This is a genomic window from Pseudoalteromonas sp. NCIMB 1079, assembly GCF_040567695.1.
In the GTDB taxonomy this organism is placed as follows: Bacteria; Pseudomonadota; Gammaproteobacteria; order Enterobacterales; family Alteromonadaceae; genus Pseudoalteromonas; species Pseudoalteromonas distincta.
The window spans coordinates 367,044-386,624 of sequence record NZ_JBEWZA010000001.1; the positions used below are offsets into that span (position 1 = coordinate 367,044).

The following is a 19,581-nucleotide window of genomic DNA, read 5'->3' on the forward strand; positions in this document are numbered from 1 at the left end:
TTTAATAAGGAGTAAACAGTGAAAGACTTATTTTTATTTGAAGTTAAAAAAGTATCTGGTGGTGAGAAAGTACCAATGTGTCCAGATATTAAATATTTTGATGAATAATATTACCCCTCTTGGCGGAGAAGTAATATTAACTTATTGCGAGAAATAAGATGAATAAGGAGCAGATATGCTCCTTTTTTTTGCTTTAAAAGATGTACTGGCTCAAACAAAAATTAAAACATCGGCTTGAAAAAGTGAGTTCTGAAGGCCCTCCTATTATTAGCAGCCAAGCTCATTTCCTTTAGCTGTAGAGTTAGTATTTAACTGCTTCAAACTTAGTCGGTGAAATATTTACGAATAACTCTTAAGGTTATAAATAATTTATATCAAAGTAGATTTTTCAGCGGTTTAACTTTTTATCATTACTGTTTTCAGCTAGGGTGGTGATTGACTGTTTAGTCTCGGTAATTAGTAGAAGGCAGTTTACTTTTCAATATCGATTAGTTCAGCTTAAAGTTATCGTTGGTGAGTGGCCATTATGCCGTGAGTCTAGACTTATTATGATGTGTTGTTTATTAGCTTATTCATTGATTAATTAATAAAAGCACTAAGAATAGCCCCTAAACGTAGTTAGATATAAAAAGTCCCATGTATTACTTTTAGCAAATACAGATCTCCCATTGCGAAAAACTACAATTAGCATTGGAGTAGTAAGTGAGTAAATCAAAATCACCTCTATTGCTAGATCACTTGTTTCACTTTGCACTGAGTTGTTTATTTTCGCTTTAAAGAAAAGTGTTTATTGATAACTTTGCGATCTACTCAAAGATTAAACCTCATAAAGAAATCTTGTTACTAACCATTTCTATGCCTTACTTAATTTATAAATAAAAGGTGCCTATATTACTCAGGAATAGTCTCGTTCCCAAGCTCCTGCAATTGCTACTCATAGTCGAAACGACCTTATTATTTCACCAGCTAATTAAAACAATATACAGCGCTTACAAACCACGCTATTTCATATTTAGAGCATAAAATGAAATTATAATAAAATAATATTTCAAGGCAAGATATTGATTTTTATTGTTTTATGTTTTTTTTAGGTTTTTTGCAATCTTAAAAAAAAAAACTCATTATTAATCCTGTCGAAAACATAGAGCGACATGAGTTTGAATTATAAACCAGTAATTGGCTGATTTTATATGCATATTTGAAAGCGTAGTTGTTACAGCCACTAATAACAAAATAGGAACAATAAAAATGGCTAAGTACTTCCAATCAGAATACGAACTAGAACGCTTTTTAGATAAGCAAATTGCAGCCGACTGTATTGACAGTTATTTAGATTCAGACGGTGTTATGAGTAATAGCTGTCAAATATTCAATATCGCGGAAAGCGACATAAGTAATTTAGATTATTACACACTTAATTAATAGGGTTTAGTAAATGGCTTATATTGTTATTGGGCAGTTACATGATGAGCATGCCTTAAAAATACTTAATAAATTAAAAGCGAGAAATGTAGACGCATATTTGCTACAGACGCATGACTTTCCAAAAAAAATAAAGTTTAGTTTTTCACCTAATGATGGCGATGGCAGTTTAACTTTAAGTTGTGGCACGCTTATCAATTTAAGTGATATTAAAGCCGTGTTTTGGCGTAGCTTCTCGGGTGTGTCTGATGAAGAGACTCGAGCCACTTATATGACTGAGCAGGGTATTGCAGCAAAGGATAGCATGGCCTGCTTAAGAACTTGGTTTTACCTAAAAAATGGCACTAAGTGGGTTAATGGCTGGGAGGCTTTTCAGCATCATCAAGAAAAACCGTATCAGTTACAAAAAATAAAAAATTTGGGCGTTAAAATTCCTCAAACCTATGTTGGTAACAACATAGAAGATATAAAGCTTGCATATAAAAATTTAGATCAAAGTATTTTTAAACCTGTTTTTGGTGGCGCGCATACTGAAATTTTAACAGAGTCTCACTTTGAGGCTGGAAGAGTTGAAGCGGCGTTGGCTAAATCTCCCATTACAGTACAAGAGTTTATTGCCGGCACCAATATACGAACCTATGTAGTAGGTGAGCGTGTTATATCAATAGAGCTAAAAAGTGAGTTGGCTGATTTTAGAGAGGATGATGACGCAAAGTTAATCGTTATCGATACACCTGAGTTAATAAAGAGCCAAGCAAAACAGATTGCTGAAGAGTTATACCTTAATTGGACTGCTATAGACTGGCGTAGGAACGAAAGCGGTGAGTATTATTTTTTAGAGGCAAATCCTTCACCCATGTTTATTGGTTTTGAAAAACAATCAGGTATTCCAATGTCTGATTATATAGTTGATTACATGCTAGAGCGTTAATAATTGATAAAAAGGAAATGTATATGAAAGAGTTAAGTCTTGTTCAACTGAAAACAGTAGATGGTGGCCTCGGTTGGGACGAGAATGGTAATTGGGCAGATTGTTTGCAAGCTATCCGAAAGTTATTCCCGTAAGCATGAAATTGGTTAAACAGAAAGTTTAGTTTTTACTGTTATGTGAATTCTTGGCGGAGTATCACGTAATAAACACGGCAATAATGCCATCAATGAGAAAGTAAATAAGGAAAAGAAAATGCATCCATTTTCATTAGAAAAAACACAAGAAGAGCAAGTTGTAGGTGGCGTTGTTGCCTCTAAAGTTACTTATTTTGGCGGTTGTACAGAGGATGGTGGTGGGATCAACCCTACAGACCCAATTACAATGGCAATCCCTGAGGATGGTAACGACCCTCGTCCATTCCCACCAGAAGAGTGGATGTAATTAAAACAATTTTTAACGTTACGTGAGTTCTTGGCGGAGTATCACGTAATAAAACCGGCAATAATGCCATTAACGAGAAAGTAAATAAGGAAAAGAAAATGCACCCATTTTCATTAAAAAAATCACAAGAAGAGCAAGTTGTTGGCGGTAAAGGTGATATTAACTTCACTTTAAGCCTTAAAGAGAATGGAGGTCCAGATGGGCCGATCACTATGGCTATTCCTGAAGACGGTAACGATCCACGTCCATTTCCACCTGAAGAATGGATGTAATTTTCTTACTTATGGGTGTAGTAATACCCGTATAAAGCAAAGTTAAAATTCACATTTATTAATACTTGAAGGTAAAAACATGATTGAGTTACAAAATAAAGAAATGATAGCGAATATTTTTGGTGGAGTGTATATGGATGAAAATGGTAATGGTTGTATTCCACCATTTATTATTATTCAGCTGTAACCGGTGACAATGTATGAAATTGAATAAAAGAAAACTTAAACAGTTACAAGAGTTCAATGTAATTGATATTAAAATGACAGACAAAGTTGTAGGTGGTTTTTGCCCCCCAACAGTTATTACTTGTAGCCCTGAAACCATCAATAAATTAGAAATGTAAGGAAAATATTATGAATATTAAAATGAATAAAAAAGCTATTAAAAACCTTTCTCAACAAGGCCGTAGTGCTAATGTTGCTACTAAAGAAGTTGCGGGAGGTGCAAGTTATCCGGTTGAGCAACCAACAGGTAATATGTTTACTCTAAATTCTTGTGGTATTGTTTGTATCTCAGAAATGTAAGGCATTCCACTGCACTTCAAACCTAGATAGTCGTAAGTGTTTTTCTACAAGGTAGAAGTGTATTGAAAAATAGTAGTTAGCTCATACTTTTTGTTATAAAGAGTGAGCTAACTTAGATTCTTCTATTAATGATGATTTATTCTAAATGATCAGGATAGTGAGTTCTTCTTGGATCGTAGTTAAACCAACTCAAGTTCTTTTATTTCCCTACCTATAAATATTTTTTGATAACTTAAGTCTACTTGTAAATTATATCTTTCATGCAGTGACCTATGGTGGCCTTCATTGATAGCCCCACCAACTATCAATGATGTAATCTCATTTGGTACGAGCTGCATGCCTGAGGATAAGCTTTTAATATTCTTTTTATGTAATTTCATTTCTAATTTATAGCTTAGTAACATAGTAGTACGTTATTACACCACACTAAGTTAAACATGCAATGTAAAACATTAACATTTGTACTTCTAATGTTAATATGAAATTATGATTATTTAAAATTTAAAAATGTTGATAGAAAGGAATTTCATGATAATCAATGGGTTGGTTGGAAATGCGCAAAGTGATGTGATGAGGGGTATCCTCAAAGAAATAACTCAAAAAATATCAGAAGAGATAATAAAAAAAGAGAGTGGTAATGGGCTATTAAATGGGCTGGCTGGTTACATCTTATTTTTATACAATGCAGGTAAGTTTGAGGATATTTGTGTCGGTGATTCATTCCTAAATGAAAAAATGGAGCTTTTACAGGCTCAGTTAGCTAAGCAGTCCTTGGAGTTTAGTTCGGGATTAGCTGGGCAGGCATGGCTGTTGGAGTTTTTAAATCAATCAAATAAAGCTGATTACGATAGCGAGCTTCTTGAAAGTATAGATATTCTATTTGCTAATAGTTTGTCTCAGAATGATGTTTGGCTTGGTGAGATTGAAACAATACTAGGTCTAGCAGGTTACACACCTTATACAGCAAGACGTGCTCGTTTTACCGATCAAACAAGACTTTACAGTATTATCGTTAGAGCTTTTGAGCAAACAGCCACTTACTTTGATAATGGAAACATTACTTGGTCTCAACCCTATAAGTCGGCTTATAGGTTTAATCAAAATGATGAAAACTTACCTGAGTATAATTTAGGCTTAGCCCATGGTGTGCCAGGTATTATTGCTGCTTTAGTTCCTGTCCTACATATACCCAAACTAAAGGCAAGAGCGCGTAAGTTATTGTTAGGCAGTTGTGATTGGCTATTGACTAATCAAAACTGTAATTTAAGTAGTAACGCTTGTTTTGGCAGTTGTGCTGGTGATGGGGGAGATTCCCGTTTAGGTTGGTGTTATGGTGACTTAACAATTGCTTTGACTCTTATGCGCGCAGGGGTCGCTTTAAATATGCCTCTTTATGTTGAAAGAGCACTAGGTATCGCTCGTCACGCAGCCAAGCGTGATGAAATTTCTGGTTACGTCAAGGATGCGGGGATTTGCCACGGTTACTTTGGGTTAATAATGATATTTAGCTTGTTAAATAAACTATCTCCACATCCAGATTTACAAGCAGCAATTAACTATTGGCTAAGTTTTGCTTTAGAACAATATGAAGATAATGGAATTAGCAGCTTTTACAGCTATAAAGGTGATGAAGGCGGCTATGAAGAGGATTTCAGTCTCTTAATGGGGTATTCAGGAATAGGGCTAGTAATTATAAGTCTTTTAAATGGTGAGTTTGGTTGGGCCGATAGTTTGCTAATTGATTAAAATACAAAAGGAAATTGGAATGACTAATAAAATAAAAAATGCTCCATTCTTTGTTGTACGTGCACCACGGTTAAGTAACGAACAACTTCTACAGTTTAATAATGCGAATGCTGATACTAATAAAATACTTGAAAGCTGGTTAGCTATGTATGGTGTTCAAGAAGCACTTTATTTAGCTAGCCCCTCGCTATTAGAACGCATAAATCTATGGCGTGAAAAACCAGATACTAAGCAAGGTAAAAAGGTATCACACGCTTTAATAAAATATATGATCCGGATGTGTTCAAGAGCAACACCGTTCGGTTTATTTTCGGGTGTAAGTAAAGGTGAGATCACTTCGGTTACAGATTTAATCTGTGGGGATTATAAAAAAGATAACCGTAAGACTCGTTTAGACATGTTTTACCTAAATGAGCTTAAAGACTATTTTATCAAGCATACCTCGAAATCTGACACACTAAAATATAAACCAAATCCCTCTCATTATTTCATCGCGGAGCAGTGTCGTTACATAGAAGCTTACCTCTTCGATGATAGTGTGCAATATCGTTTAAGCGCGGTGGAAAGTGACGAATATTTTAAATTTGCTTTAAATTTAGCAAGTACCGGGATTAGCTTTAATAACTTATGTAAGGCTTTTTGTGAGCAATATATAGATGCCGATAAAGAAGATGTAGAGTCATACATTCAAGATTTAATAGATGAAGGCATTTTAATAGCTGATATACCATTGCCATTAACTGGAGATTCTCCAGATTATGCTTTATTAAAGTCTATTCAAAATCTTAAAGAAAATATTTACGCTGATCATCTTGCTACAGCCTTGGTAAAAATAGATCATCTAGATGAAGTTAACTTAGGAAGCATTGCACCATACAAGCAATTACTCACACATTTAGATAAATTGCCGATAAAAGCACAAGAAAATAAGCTGTTTCAAGCTGATATATATCGCAACTACAGTACTTGTTATTTAAGCGAAATAGAAATTAACCGCTTGCAAAAGCAACTTGAGCTACTGTCTGGTTTGAGCTTGAACGAAAGAAGCAATCCTTTATCCCCGTTTATTAACCAATTTAATGTTCGTTTTGAAGGGCAGTTTGTAGCACTTGATGTCATTTTAGATGATGAAACAGGGATTGGTATTTCAAATGAAACAGGCTATGAAGCACCTTTGGTTGCTGGCTTACACTTCGCTCGGGCAGGCGGTATTGTCAATACTCCGGCAGGTGTGAGTCTAATCGATGCAATTATTGAAGAAGCAATTAGTTTACCAAAAAATCGCAATAAAAACTGTATTGTTCTAAAAAGTAAAGAACTCAAAGTTAAAGCGGCAAATACTAACGCACTAAAATATTATCCCAGCTCTTTTGCTGCAATGCTAAGTTTATACGAAGATGATAAACACAATCCTATAATTAAGTTTAATGGCTGCTATGGGCCATCATCAGCAAATTTATTAGGCCGTTTTTGTCATTTAGATGAAAGTTTAAAAAATGCAGTGATAGAGGAGTTAAAACAAGAGCAAGCGCATTCACCCGATGTTATTTTTGCTGAAGTTGTACATATGCCAGAAGGGCGACCCGGTAACGTTATTGCTCGTCCGCATTTGCGTGAATACGAGATTGTATTTATGGCTGACAGTAGTCTAAATGACGAATATCAAATTCATTTAAGTGATTTATATGTTTGGGTTGAAGGCCATCAGGTTAAACTCTGGAGTAAGCGATTAAATAAACAAATTGTTCCGCGTTTGTCATGTGCGCACAATTATTCTTCGCGCAGTCTTAGTGCATATAAATTTTTATGCATGCTGCAACATCAAGATGGGCGAGTACCTCAGTTTTCTATGCCGCAAAGTACATTGAGACATAGTTTTGTACCACGGATAATGTTAGATAATTTAGTGCTTAGTGAAAAAACATGGCGCATCGATAGAAAATATCTACAAGAAGTGCTAATTGATGGCCAGCTTAATATGGATAAGCTCAATGCTCTCTTAGCTACCTTCCAATTAGATCCGCAAGTTTGTTATGCAATGTTTGATAATATTTTGCAATTGGACTTGCGAAACTCTGACATGTTTGAAATTTTACTAGCAGAGACTAAAGGACAAACCAAGGTTGAATTAAAGGAGGTTTTATCTTCTAGCTTTTCCTCACGTGTAAGAGATGAATTTGGACACAATTATAATAATGAAGTAATAGTACCTTTTAGAAATACAGCGGCAAAAGTACATAAGCACTTTGTAGATGAGCCACTTGCAAATATATCGGCCAAGCCAATTAAAAGAAGGTTTAGTGCTGGTTCTGAGTGGCTCAGTTTAAAAATTTATAGCGGTAACTCTTTAGTTGAGCAACTTTTGAGTGAGAAATTACTTCCGCTCATTGAGTCAAATAAAAACCTTTATAACAAGTGGTTTTTTATTAGATATTCAGATCCAGATTGGCATATTAGAGTTCGTTTTCATGGAAAGCCAAATAAATTATGTGGTGAGTTGTTACCTTTATTAAATCAGTTGCTTGATCCAATGATCGAAAGCGGTGAGTTACATAAAGTAGAGCTAATGACCTATGAGCGAGAAGTTGAACGCTATGGTGGCCCTGAATCTATAGGTTTAGTTGAATCTTTATTTATGTATGACAGCTCGTTAATTGCAAAGGCCTGTTTATTAGTAGATGACTACGGTGAAGATATACGTTGGCGTATAGCATTAAATTATACACATAAGTTGCTTAATCTATTTGATTACAGCAGTGATGAACGGTTAAAGCTGATCAGCTATTTACGAGATGGTTTTGGTAATGAGTTTAATGAAAACAGTATGTTACGTAAGCAATTAGGTAACCGTTTTCGAGAGTACCAAGCGCAGTTAAATGACGATTTTAAAAAGCTAAATATTGTTGATACAGTTGAGCTTGATGAAATACAAACGTTTATTTTTAAGTTACTTGAAAAATGGCAAAGAGATGCTGAACCAATAGTTAAAGCTTTAGTTAAGCTCATCAAAGAAAATAAGCTTAACTGTACACGAGATTCACTTTTAGGTTCGCTTTTACATATGCATAATAACCGAATGTTTAAAGCATACGGCAGAGAGCAAGAGTTTGTAATACACGACTTGTTAAGGCGAAAATACTTTTCTATGAGTAAAGTTAAGTAAAAAAGCGCGTTTAGAGAATTAATACCTTTAAACGCGCTTATATATTCCTTTAATCCTCGCTACAATAACGCTATTCAATTAAGTCTATTTTTCAGCCAAGATTCAGTACTAGCAAATTAGTTTACTGAGTATTTGCACAGGGCGTGACTTACGCAATCTTCTGTATAAACAGGCTTATTTAGCTAAAACAACGGAAAAAGGAAATTGTTTTAATGGCTCTAACAACTGTTATTCTTGCTGCGGGTAAAGGTACTCGCATGCGCTCTGCTCTACCTAAAGTTTTGCACAAAGTTGCAGGTAAACCAATGGTACAGCACGTTATTGATAATGTGATGGCATTAGGTGCAACGGCTACAAACTTAGTTTATGGACATGGCGGCGAACTATTACAACAACAACTTGCCGATAACGATGTAAATTGGGTACTCCAAGCAGAACAACTCGGTACTGGCCACGCAGTAGCGCAAGCCAACTCTCATATTAACGATGAAGATACAGTATTGATTTTATACGGCGATGTACCGCTAACAAAACAATCAACACTAGAGCGTTTATTAGCCGCAACACCTAAAAATGGTTTAGCGGTATTAACGGTAAATTTGGTAAACCCAAATGGCTATGGTCGAATGCTTCGTGCCGGTGGTAAGTTAGTTGGTATTGTTGAGCAAAAAGATTCAAGTCCAGAGCAGTTACTTATTAACGAAGTAAATACAGGCATTATGGCTGTTAACGGTAAGCTATTAAAAACATGGTTAGGTAACTTATCTAACAATAATGCACAAGGCGAGTACTACTTAACAGATATCGTTGCAATGGCTCACAGTGAAGGCGTAGAAATCACTTCTGCTCAGCCAGATCATGCAATGGAAGTTGAGGGCGCAAATAACCGCGTACAACTTGCAGGCTTAGAGCGCGCTTACCAAGCATGGCAAGCAGAAGAGTTAATGTTAAATGGCGCAACACTTGCTGACCCTGCGCGTATTGATGTGCGAGGAACAGTTACCACCGGTGAAGATGTACTTATCGACGTAAACGTTATTTTTGAAGGCACAGTCACTCTTGGTAATAATGTACAAATAGGTCCTAACTGTGTCCTTAAAAATTGTAGTATTGGTGATAACGTTATTATTAAAGCTAATACACTGATTGAAGATGCCACAGTTGCAGATAAGTGTACGCTTGGTCCTTATGCTCGCCTTCGCCCAGGCGCTGTAATGGAAGAAGACTCACACATTGGTAACTTTGTTGAGATGAAAAAAACCCGTTTAGGTAAAGGCTCTAAAGCCAACCACTTAAGTTATTTAGGTGATGCTGAAATTGGCGAAAAAGTGAATATTGGCGCTGGCACTATTACCTGTAACTACGATGGTGTTAACAAGGCAAAAACTATTATTGGCGATAATGCCTTTATTGGCTCTAATTCATCACTTGTTGCCCCAGTAAATATAGGCGCAACTGCAACAATTGGTGCAGGCTCTGTGATCACCAGTACCGTTGAAGATGATCAATTAGCAATAGCACGCTCTAAACAGCGTAATTTAACGGGTTGGAAACGCCCAGTTAAAAAATAATAATTAGAGGCTACTTAGGTAGCCTTTTTTATTTTAGTTGAAGTTTAAATTGCTCTTTATAGCGTCTAGATAGGTTTAGTACTTTACCTGTTGTTAGTTTTATTTCACTGTCGCCACTGGGTAGTGGTGTAATGGACTCCACTTTATCGAGCTTTACACCATGGCTGCGGTGAATTCTACAAAACCCCTGCACTTCAAGTTGTTTACTTAATGCTGTAAGCGTTGCCCTTAACGGATATATACGTGAGCCTATATGTAGGTTTACATAATTACCCGACGATTCAAGCCAATCAACATCCTCTATTTTTATAATGAATTCTTTTCCGAGCTTTTTAACTAATAGGCGGTTTATGGTCGATGTTGTTTGCTGCTCACTTTCTTCAATTGAAGAGGCTTCACCTAGTAACTGCTGCACCACATATTGATATACTTTGATAAGTACGATGAAAAACACAAAGCTTATAGCGTCTTTCTGGTATTCATAAATAAGCTCAAACCAGCTAAGTCCAAAGTTGTAAGACCCATCATTCAACAAATATATGAATTTACGAACCCCTACCATAATACCAACGTGTAACACGCTAAATATAATAGAGGCAGCAAAGTACATACCTAATGAGGCCGTAATATTTTGCCAATTAAAAGATAAGTGTCTTAAAAACCAAGTTAAAATAGGGAATATAAGCAAAGTACTCAAGGCACTTGAATACTCCCAAACAAATGGCTCCCACATTAAAAAAGTTAAAGCTCCTTCTCTATGGGCTTCCATTATTTGGGTTGTAGCGTTTACTGTATTATTAATTAATACGTAAGCACACAGTAATACTGATGCGTAAATGCTTTGAAAACGTTGAAAGTGCTGTAGGTTCATAAATATATGCTTATTGCTGACGTGGCACGCTTATCACTGTATACCACCTTTTATCACTATTGCTTGTAATATAGGCACTTATAGATAGTTTTAGCGAGAGCTTTAGGTATGAATAACGCATAACATACATAAAGTAGTAAAAGCATGAGCACTCAAGTACAACAACCTTCATTAGTTAATTCGCGTAAATATTACCTTGATTGGCTTAGGGTAATCGCATTTGCGTCGCTAATTTTTTATCACATTGGCATGTTGTATAGTGAAAACTGGGGATTTCATTTTAAAAGTAATTATACATCACAGTATGTTGAATATTTAATGTTGGTGTTTTCACCTTGGCGCATGTTGCTCATTTGGTTTATATCGGGCGTAGCACTGCGTTTTATGATTGATAAAGTACGCAGCTTTAAGTCTTGGTTACATTTCACCTTATACCGCTCTATTTTTTTACTATTACCCTTGCTGGTGGGGTTATGGTTAATAGTGCCTTTACAGCTGTTTGCAGAAATGTCGCAGCACGATGTTATTGATATTAGCTATTGGCAATTTTATTTAGCTTTTATAGAGACTAACAATACGCTTTTTATTAATTATCAGTCTGGAGTGTGGCCGAATGTGGATGTAAATCACTTGTGGTATTTGCGCTCGTTGTGGCAATTTATGCTGATCATTATTGTTTTAACTCTTTTTGCACGCTTGCCCTTTATTGCGCCTTTAAAAACATTTGTTAAGGGGGGTGTGTCATTTGGGTTTTTAATTACCTTGCTCACTATTGCCATACTATTTACAAGCTATTACTTAACTGGCGATTCAATTAGAGAGACTAACGGCTTAATACTGCTACTCGCAGGATACATATTTGCTAAAAACACTTACTTTTGGAACTGCTTAAATAAAAAATTAGTATTACTAGCTTTGAGTTTTGCGGTTTTGTTTGTACTTATAATATTGAGTTATCAGAAGGTGTTTACTCTTCCTCATTTTATTTTAAGCGCTAGCTACAATATTCAACGTGTTGTAGGTGTATTTTTTGTACTTGCGCTCGCTCACCGATTTTTAAATTTTAATACTTACTATTTAAAACAGCTCAATGTATGGGTGTTTCCCTTTTATTTATTGCATCAAAGCATTTTGATTATTTTGTGTTTTTTACTACAGCCTTTAAGTTTAGGGCCTGTTGCTGAACCATTCATCATTATTACAGGGACTTGGTCTTTTTGCGGTGTTATTACATGGGGTATTACACGTATTGATGTACTTAGACCTTTGCTAGGGGTTGCAATTAAACGAGATTATTCCCCGACTGTAAAAATACTTGGCTATACGGCCGCTTTAATTTTAATAACTCCGCTAGCGTATAAGCTAATTACTTAGGCTAAGGGGCTGTATTAAAATTGCCATAATCTTGTCATGCCTGTGTGTTGATATTTAGCAAATACAATACTAAGGAAAATCACATGTTTAAAAAATCAATTATTGCGCTGTCACTTATATCTGTTCTTACTGGTTGCTCACTTGATGGTGACGATGGCCAAAACGGCTTTCAAGGATTACAGGGAGAACAAGGCACAACTGGAACTAATGGGATAAATGGTGTAAATGCTAATTCAGTATTAAATATTAGCCTCGTAGGAAGAGGAGTATTAAATGCACAAAGTCCAGAAGGTGCCGCTGAAATAGTTGCTTACCAAGCATCTAAAAAATGGATTTACGCTATTAACAGTTCAGGCGATGACGTTGTTATTAATATTTTACCCGCCGATACCTTTGATACTGCCGCACTCGTTAAAGATAACGAAGGGGTTATCAGCGCGACAAATTTAACGTCCGTTATTACGTTGTCTTTAAAAGAGCATACCCAAGGCGATGCAAACAGCATTGCTATTGATGAAAATAACAACCTACTTGCAGTGGCAATGGCTGCTGAAAGCACGGGTGATGCAGGTCAAATTGCTTTTTACGATATAAGCGGCGACTTACCTGTATTTATTAAAAATGTTACAGTCGGATTTTTACCAGACATGGTGACGTTCACCCATGATGGCGCAAAGGCAGTGGTTGCTAACGAAGGTGAACCAAGTGGCGACTACAGCGTAGATCCTGAAGGTTCTATTAGTATTATCGATATAACAAATAATGTAATAGCCGATACAGCAATAAATATTGATTTTAAAGCCTATAACAACAAACAAGCCGAACTAGAAGCGCAAGGGGTCGTTTTTGCAAACCCAAATGGTCGTACTATTAACGGTAATCTAATAAATACTACAGTAGCTATGGATTTAGAACCCGAGTACGTTAGCATTTCTAAAGATAACAAATATGCTTATGTATCTATTCAAGAAAACAATGCACTTGCAATAGTTAACCTACAAGACAACAGCCTTGAGCTAAAGGGCTTAGGCTTTAAAGATTGGTCAAGCTTACAACTTGATGCCTCAGATAAAGATGGCGGCGTTAATTTTAAATCATACCCAGGGCTCTATGGTATGTACCAGCCCGATACTATCTCAAGCTTTAGTTGGAAAGGCGCTAACTTTATAGTCACTGCCAACGAAGGTGACGCAAGAGAATACTTTTTTGATACAACGGATGAATCAGACTGTATAGCAAAGGGCGGTCTTGATTACGATAAAGACGATGGCTGCTTAGCTTATATAGATGAAAGCCGCGTTGAAGACTTAACGCTTGCAGCTAATTTTGATTACTTAAATAATGACGATGATGATATTGGTCGCTTAAAAGTAACAACAATAAAAGGCGATACTAATAACGATGGCCAATACGAATCGCTTTATGCTTATGGTGCACGTTCGTTTACCATTTGGGACAGCAATGGGCTGGTGGTGTTTGATTCAGGCGATGATATAGGTCGTATTACTGCATCGGTTCATGGTGAAGCATTTAACAACAATGAAGATGAAAACAAAGGTGACTCACGTTCAGATGATAAAGGCGCAGAGCCAGAAGCGCTGACTATTGGTAAAATTGACGATCGTACATTTGCTTTTATAGGTTTAGAACGTATGGGCGGTATTATGGTTTACGACATTACTAATCCATACAATGTGCAGTTTGAAGACTACTTCTACAATAGAGGCTTAATTAAAGGAGCGACTATTACAGGCGATTTAGCACCTGAAGGAATGGTATTCGTTCCAGCAGAGCAAAGTGCGACAGGAAACCCACTCTTAATCGTTGGAAATGAAATATCAGGCTCCATTGCCGTATGGGAAATAGCATCTAAATAAACCTTTAATTTAAAATAAAGCTGTGTGTTGTTTGTTTAACATACAGCTTAGTTTAAACCTTACTATACATCATCAATAGATACATATGTTGTGCGTGTTTTTTAAACTAAAAGTATCCTGTAGCCCTTTATTTGTATAGCTTTCATACTAAATTCATTTAATTGTCAAAAAGCTGAAATAAAACATTGACCCCCGCTCGAATCTCCCTATAATGCGACCCCACTGAGACGGGAAACGCTGAAGCATAGCGAGGCACGAACTAATCAGAGAGTTAAATAAAACTTCGGTTTTAAATCTTCCAAAAAGAAAGTTTAAAACAAAGTGTTGACTCGAAAAATAAAGGGTGTAATATACGCATCCCTTGAGACGATAAAGCGACTCAAAACGTTCTTTAACAATATAAAGCAATCATCTGTGTGGGCACTCGTACAGATTGAGTTCTAACAGCCAAGCTACTTCGTTCTTTATTGAGCAAGTAATGAGGCAAACAAATTAGAGTCTCAATTGAAAACTGAGTGACCAACAGAATAGTTATTTCGGTAATTATTCGGCACAGTCAATTCAATATCGAAAGATATTAAAAAATCAGAATTCATTGAGCTGTCGAAAGACATAAAACTTTTTAATTGAAGAGTTTGATCATGGCTCAGATTGAACGCTGGCGGCAGGCCTAACACATGCAAGTCGAGCGGTAACAGAGAGTAGCTTGCTACTTTGCTGACGAGCGGCGGACGGGTGAGTAATGCTTGGGAACATGCCTTGAGGTGGGGGACAACAGTTGGAAACGACTGCTAATACCGCATAATGTCTACGGACCAAAGAGGGCTTCGGCTCTCGCCTTTAGATTGGCCCAAGTGGGATTAGCTAGTTGGTGAGGTAATGGCTCACCAAGGCGACGATCCCTAGCTGGTTTGAGAGGATGATCAGCCACACTGGGACTGAGACACGGCCCAGACTCCTACGGGAGGCAGCAGTGGGGAATATTGCACAATGGGCGCAAGCCTGATGCAGCCATGCCGCGTGTGTGAAGAAGGCCTTCGGGTTGTAAAGCACTTTCAGTCAGGAGGAAAGGTTAGTAGTTAATACCTGCTAGCTGTGACGTTACTGACAGAAGAAGCACCGGCTAACTCCGTGCCAGCAGCCGCGGTAATACGGAGGGTGCGAGCGTTAATCGGAATTACTGGGCGTAAAGCGTACGCAGGCGGTTTGTTAAGCGAGATGTGAAAGCCCCGGGCTCAACCTGGGAACTGCATTTCGAACTGGCAAACTAGAGTGTGATAGAGGGTGGTAGAATTTCAGGTGTAGCGGTGAAATGCGTAGAGATCTGAAGGAATACCGATGGCGAAGGCAGCCACCTGGGTCAACACTGACGCTCATGTACGAAAGCGTGGGGAGCAAACGGGATTAGATACCCCGGTAGTCCACGCCGTAAACGATGTCTACTAGAAGCTCGGAGCCTCGGTTCTGTTTTTCAAAGCTAACGCATTAAGTAGACCGCCTGGGGAGTACGGCCGCAAGGTTAAAACTCAAATGAATTGACGGGGGCCCGCACAAGCGGTGGAGCATGTGGTTTAATTCGATGCAACGCGAAGAACCTTACCTACACTTGACATACAGAGAACTTACCAGAGATGGTTTGGTGCCTTCGGGAACTCTGATACAGGTGCTGCATGGCTGTCGTCAGCTCGTGTTGTGAGATGTTGGGTTAAGTCCCGCAACGAGCGCAACCCCTATCCTTAGTTGCTAGCAGGTAATGCTGAGAACTCTAAGGAGACTGCCGGTGATAAACCGGAGGAAGGTGGGGACGACGTCAAGTCATCATGGCCCTTACGTGTAGGGCTACACACGTGCTACAATGGCGCATACAGAGTGCTGCGAACTCGCGAGAGTAAGCGAATCACTTAAAGTGCGTCGTAGTCCGGATTGGAGTCTGCAACTCGACTCCATGAAGTCGGAATCGCTAGTAATCGCGTATCAGAATGACGCGGTGAATACGTTCCCGGGCCTTGTACACACCGCCCGTCACACCATGGGAGTGGGTTGCTCCAGAAGTAGATAGTCTAACCCTCGGGAGGACGTTTACCACGGAGTGATTCATGACTGGGGTGAAGTCGTAACAAGGTAGCCCTAGGGGAACCTGGGGCTGGATCACCTCCTTATACGATTTAGAACTTATTTGTTCGTAGTGTCCACACAGATGATTGTTAATTAGTGCGTGTCCTTCGGGATAACTAATTAATATGCTCTTTAAAAATTTGGAAAAGCTGATAATAAAATTCTGATAGATACATTGTATTTATCAAGAGTTTTCAAAAGTAAAAAAAGAATGGTAGCAGTACCATTCAGTGCCATTTAATTAACTCTTAGGAGTTGATTGATTGGTATCTACTTTAGTATTCAATATTGACTTCTGGCGAAGTTAAACTGTCACAAAACAAAGACCCGTTTGGGTTGTATGGTTAAGTGACTAAGCGTACACGGTGGATGCCTTGGCAGTTGGAGGCGATGAAGGACGTATTAACTTGCGATAAGCCTAGTCAAGCTAGTAAAAAGCGCTTGAGACTAGGATTTCCGAATGGGGAAACCCACCTGCTTGCAGGTATCGTTAACTGAATACATAGGTTAACGAGGCGAACGCGGAGAACTGAAACATCTAAGTACCCGTAGGAAAAGAAATCAACCGAGATTCCGAAAGTAGCGGCGAGCGAAATCGGAACAGCCCTTAAGCTTATTATGTGTTAATGGAAGGCTCTGGAAAGTGCCACGATACAGGGTGATAGTCCCGTACATGAAAAGACATTTTAAGTGAAATCGAGTAGGTCGGAGCACGTGAAACTTTGACTGAATATAGGTGGACCATCATCTAAGGCTAAATACTCCCAACTGACCGATAGTGAACCAGTACCGTGAGGGAAAGGCGAAAAGAACCCCTGTGAGGGGAGTGAAATAGAACCTGAAACCGTGTACGTACAAGCAGTAGGAGCCCACTTGTTGGGTGACTGCGTACCTTTTGTATAATGGGTCAGCGACTTATATTTTGTAGCGAGGTTAACCGAATAGGGTAGCCGTAGGGAAACCGAGTCTTAACTGGGCGACTAGTTGCAAGGTATAGACCCGAAACCCGGTGATCTAGCCATGGGCAGGTTGAAGGTTGAGTAACATCAACTGGAGGACCGAACCCACTAACGTTGAAAAGTTAGGGGATGACCTGTGGCTAGGAGTGAAAGGCTAATCAAACCGGGAGATAGCTGGTTCTCCCCGAAATCTATTTAGGTAGAGCCTCGGACGAATACTTACGGGGGTAGAGCACTGTTAAGGCTAGGGGGTCATCCCGACTTACCAACCCTTTGCAAACTCCGAATACCGTAAAGTAATATCCGGGAGACACACGGCGGGTGCTAACGTCCGTCGTGAAGAGGGAAACAACCCAGACCGCCAGCTAAGGTCCCAAAGTCATAGTTAAGTGGGAAACGATGTGGAAAGGCCCAGACAGCCAGGAGGTTGGCTTAGAAGCAGCCATCCTTTAAAGAAAGCGTAATAGCTCACTGGTCGAGTCGGTCTGCGCGGAAGATGTAACGGGGCTAAACTATGCACCGAAGCTGCGGATTCAGAATTTATTCTGAGTGGTAGGGGAGCGTTCTGTAAGCGGTTGAAGGTGTACCGGGAGGTATGCTGGACGTATCAGAAGTGCGAATGCTGACATGAGTAACGATAATGGGAGTGAAAAACTCCCACGCCGGAAGACCAAGGGTTCCTATCCCATGTTAATCAGGGTAGGGTAAGTCGACCCCTAAGGCGAGGCCGAAAGGCGTAGTCGATGGGAAACAGATTAATATTTCTGTACTCGATATAATTGCGATGGGGGGACGGAGCAGGCTAAACAAGCATGGCGTTGGTAGTCCATGTGAAAGTGAGTAGGTTGGCGACTTAGGTAAATCCGGGTTGCTATTAAGACTGAGACACGAGACGAGTCACTAAGGTGATGAAGTTGTTGATGCCATACTTCCAGGAAAAGCCTCTAAGCTTCAGATTATATGGAATCGTACCCCAAACCGACACAGGTGGTCAGGTAGAGAATACTAAGGCGCTTGAGAGAACTCGGGTGAAGGAACTAGGCAAAATCGTACCGTAACTTCGGGAGAAGGTACGCTCCTATCTGTGATGAGACTTGCTCTCTAAGCGGACGGGAGCCGCAGTGACCAGGTGGCTGGGACTGTTTATTAAAAACACAGCACTGTGCAAAATCGCAAGATGACGTATACGGTGTGACACCTGCCCGGTGCCGGAAGGTTAATTGATGGGGTTATCCTTAGGGAGAAGCTCTTGATCGAAGCCCCGGTAAACGGCGGCCGTAACTATAACGGTCCTAAGGTAGCGAAATTCCTTGTCGGGTAAGTTCCGACCTGCACGAATGGTGTAACCATGGCCACGCTGTCTCCACCCGAGACTCAGTGAAATTGAAATCGCAGTGAAGATGCTGTGTACCCGCGGCTAGACGGAAAGACCCCGTGAACCTTTACTACAGCTTGGCACTGAACATTGAACCTACATGTGTAGGATAGGTGGGAGACTTTGAAGCAGCGACGCTAGTTGTTGTGGAGTCGTCCTTGAAATACCACCCTTGTAGTTTTGATGTTCTAACGTTGGCCCCTGAATCGGGGTTACGGACAGTGCCTGGTGGGTAGTTTGACTGGGGCGGTCTCCTCCTAAAGAGTAACGGAGGAGCACGAAGGTTGGCTAAGTACGGTCGGACATCGTACGGTTAGTGTAATGGTAGAAGCCAGCTTAACTGCGAGACAGACACGTCGAGCAGGTACGAAAGTAGGTCATAGTGATCCGGTGGTTCTGAATGGAAGGGCCATCGCTCAACGGATAAAAGGTACTCCGGGGATAACAGGCTGATACCGCCCAAGAGTTCATATCGACGGCGGTGTTTGGCACCTCGATGTCGGCTCATCACATCCTGGGGCTGAAGTCGGTCCCAAGGGTATGGCTGTTCGCCATTTAAAGTGGTACGCGAGCTGGGTTTAGAACGTCGTGAGACAGTTCGGTCCCTATCTGCCGTGGGCGTTTGAGAATTGAGAGGGGTTGCTCCTAGTACGAGAGGACCGGAGTGAACGAACCGCTGGTGTTCGGGTTGTCATGCCAATGGCATTGCCCGGTAGCTACGTTCGGAACTGATAAGCGCTGAAAGCATCTAAGCGCGAAGCAGGCCTCGAGATGAGTTCTCACTAGACTTTTAAAGTCTCTGAAGGGCCGTTGAAGACTACAACGTTGATAGGCAAGATGTGGAAGTGGTGTGAGCCATTAAGCTAACTTGTACTAATTACCCGTGAGGCTTAACCATACAACGCCAAACGCGTTTTATGTGATAGTTTAGACAGAAGT

Annotated in this window: 12 protein-coding genes and 2 rRNA genes; 13 read left to right on the forward strand and 1 reads right to left on the reverse strand. The window is 39.4% G+C overall.

Annotated features, from left to right (window positions below; genetic code table 11):
• Positions 1-1,248 precede the first annotated feature (1,248 nt).
• The 9 genes from ABX891_RS01730 (at position 1,249) to glmU (ending at position 10,071) form a co-directional block, all read left to right on the forward strand.
• Entirely contained in the window at positions 1,249-1,422 is a 174-nt protein-coding gene (locus tag ABX891_RS01730; RefSeq protein ID WP_354628780.1) for a hypothetical protein, read from the forward strand.
• A 13-nt stretch (positions 1,423-1,435) separates the two neighbouring features.
• The gene (locus tag ABX891_RS01735; RefSeq protein WP_354628781.1) at positions 1,436-2,353 is read left to right on the forward strand and encodes an ATP-grasp domain-containing protein; all 918 of its coding nucleotides are present in this window, start codon (positions 1,436-1,438) and stop codon (positions 2,351-2,353) included.
• 252 nt (positions 2,354-2,605) lie between these two features.
• Positions 2,606-2,794, forward strand: coding sequence for a hypothetical protein (locus ABX891_RS01740; RefSeq protein ID WP_096794043.1), 189 nt, complete (start codon positions 2,606-2,608; stop codon positions 2,792-2,794).
• 98 nt (positions 2,795-2,892) lie between these two features.
• Positions 2,893-3,066, forward strand: a complete 174-nt coding sequence (locus ABX891_RS01745) for a hypothetical protein (protein WP_354628782.1) — start codon at positions 2,893-2,895, stop codon at positions 3,064-3,066.
• Between the two features lie 200 nt (positions 3,067-3,266).
• Positions 3,267-3,410 (forward strand): hypothetical protein, encoded by a 144-nt coding sequence (locus ABX891_RS01750; RefSeq protein ID WP_157770560.1) that lies wholly within the window; start codon positions 3,267-3,269, stop codon positions 3,408-3,410.
• 10 nt (positions 3,411-3,420) lie between these two features.
• Positions 3,421-3,591 (forward strand): hypothetical protein, encoded by a 171-nt coding sequence (locus tag ABX891_RS01755; RefSeq protein WP_354628783.1) that lies wholly within the window; start codon positions 3,421-3,423, stop codon positions 3,589-3,591.
• A gap of 528 nt (positions 3,592-4,119) precedes the next feature.
• A complete protein-coding gene (locus ABX891_RS01760; RefSeq protein WP_354628784.1) occupies positions 4,120-5,337 on the forward strand; it encodes a lanthionine synthetase LanC family protein in 1,218 nt (405 codons plus the stop codon).
• A 19-nt stretch (positions 5,338-5,356) separates the two neighbouring features.
• The gene (locus ABX891_RS01765) at positions 5,357-8,500 is read left to right on the forward strand and encodes a lantibiotic dehydratase (protein ID WP_354628785.1); all 3,144 of its coding nucleotides are present in this window, start codon (positions 5,357-5,359) and stop codon (positions 8,498-8,500) included.
• A 212-nt stretch (positions 8,501-8,712) separates the two neighbouring features.
• On the forward strand, positions 8,713-10,071 hold the full coding sequence (gene glmU, locus ABX891_RS01770) for a bifunctional UDP-N-acetylglucosamine diphosphorylase/glucosamine-1-phosphate N-acetyltransferase GlmU (RefSeq protein ID WP_354628786.1): 1,359 nt from the start codon (positions 8,713-8,715) through the stop codon (positions 10,069-10,071).
• Positions 10,072-10,099: 28 nt separating this feature from the next.
• Here glmU and ABX891_RS01775 read toward each other — a convergent pair whose 3' ends face one another.
• The gene (locus ABX891_RS01775; protein ID WP_354628787.1) at positions 10,100-10,942 is read right to left on the reverse strand and encodes a LytR/AlgR family response regulator transcription factor; all 843 of its coding nucleotides are present in this window, start codon (positions 10,940-10,942) and stop codon (positions 10,100-10,102) included.
• Positions 10,943-11,086: 144 nt separating this feature from the next.
• On the opposite strand from ABX891_RS01775, the gene ABX891_RS01780 reads away from it, so the two are divergent.
• The 4 genes from ABX891_RS01780 (at position 11,087) to ABX891_RS01795 (ending at position 19,540) form a co-directional block, all read left to right on the forward strand.
• Entirely contained in the window at positions 11,087-12,316 is a 1,230-nt protein-coding gene (locus ABX891_RS01780; RefSeq protein WP_354628788.1) for an acyltransferase family protein, read from the forward strand.
• A gap of 83 nt (positions 12,317-12,399) precedes the next feature.
• Positions 12,400-14,193, forward strand: a complete 1,794-nt coding sequence (locus tag ABX891_RS01785) for a choice-of-anchor I family protein (protein WP_309167861.1) — start codon at positions 12,400-12,402, stop codon at positions 14,191-14,193.
• 623 nt (positions 14,194-14,816) lie between these two features.
• Positions 14,817-16,352, forward strand: a 16S ribosomal RNA gene (locus ABX891_RS01790).
• Between the two features lie 298 nt (positions 16,353-16,650).
• Positions 16,651-19,540, forward strand: a 23S ribosomal RNA gene (locus ABX891_RS01795).
• Together the 16S and 23S rRNA genes form the textbook arrangement of a ribosomal RNA operon.
• The last annotated feature ends 41 nt before the right edge of the window (positions 19,541-19,581 follow it).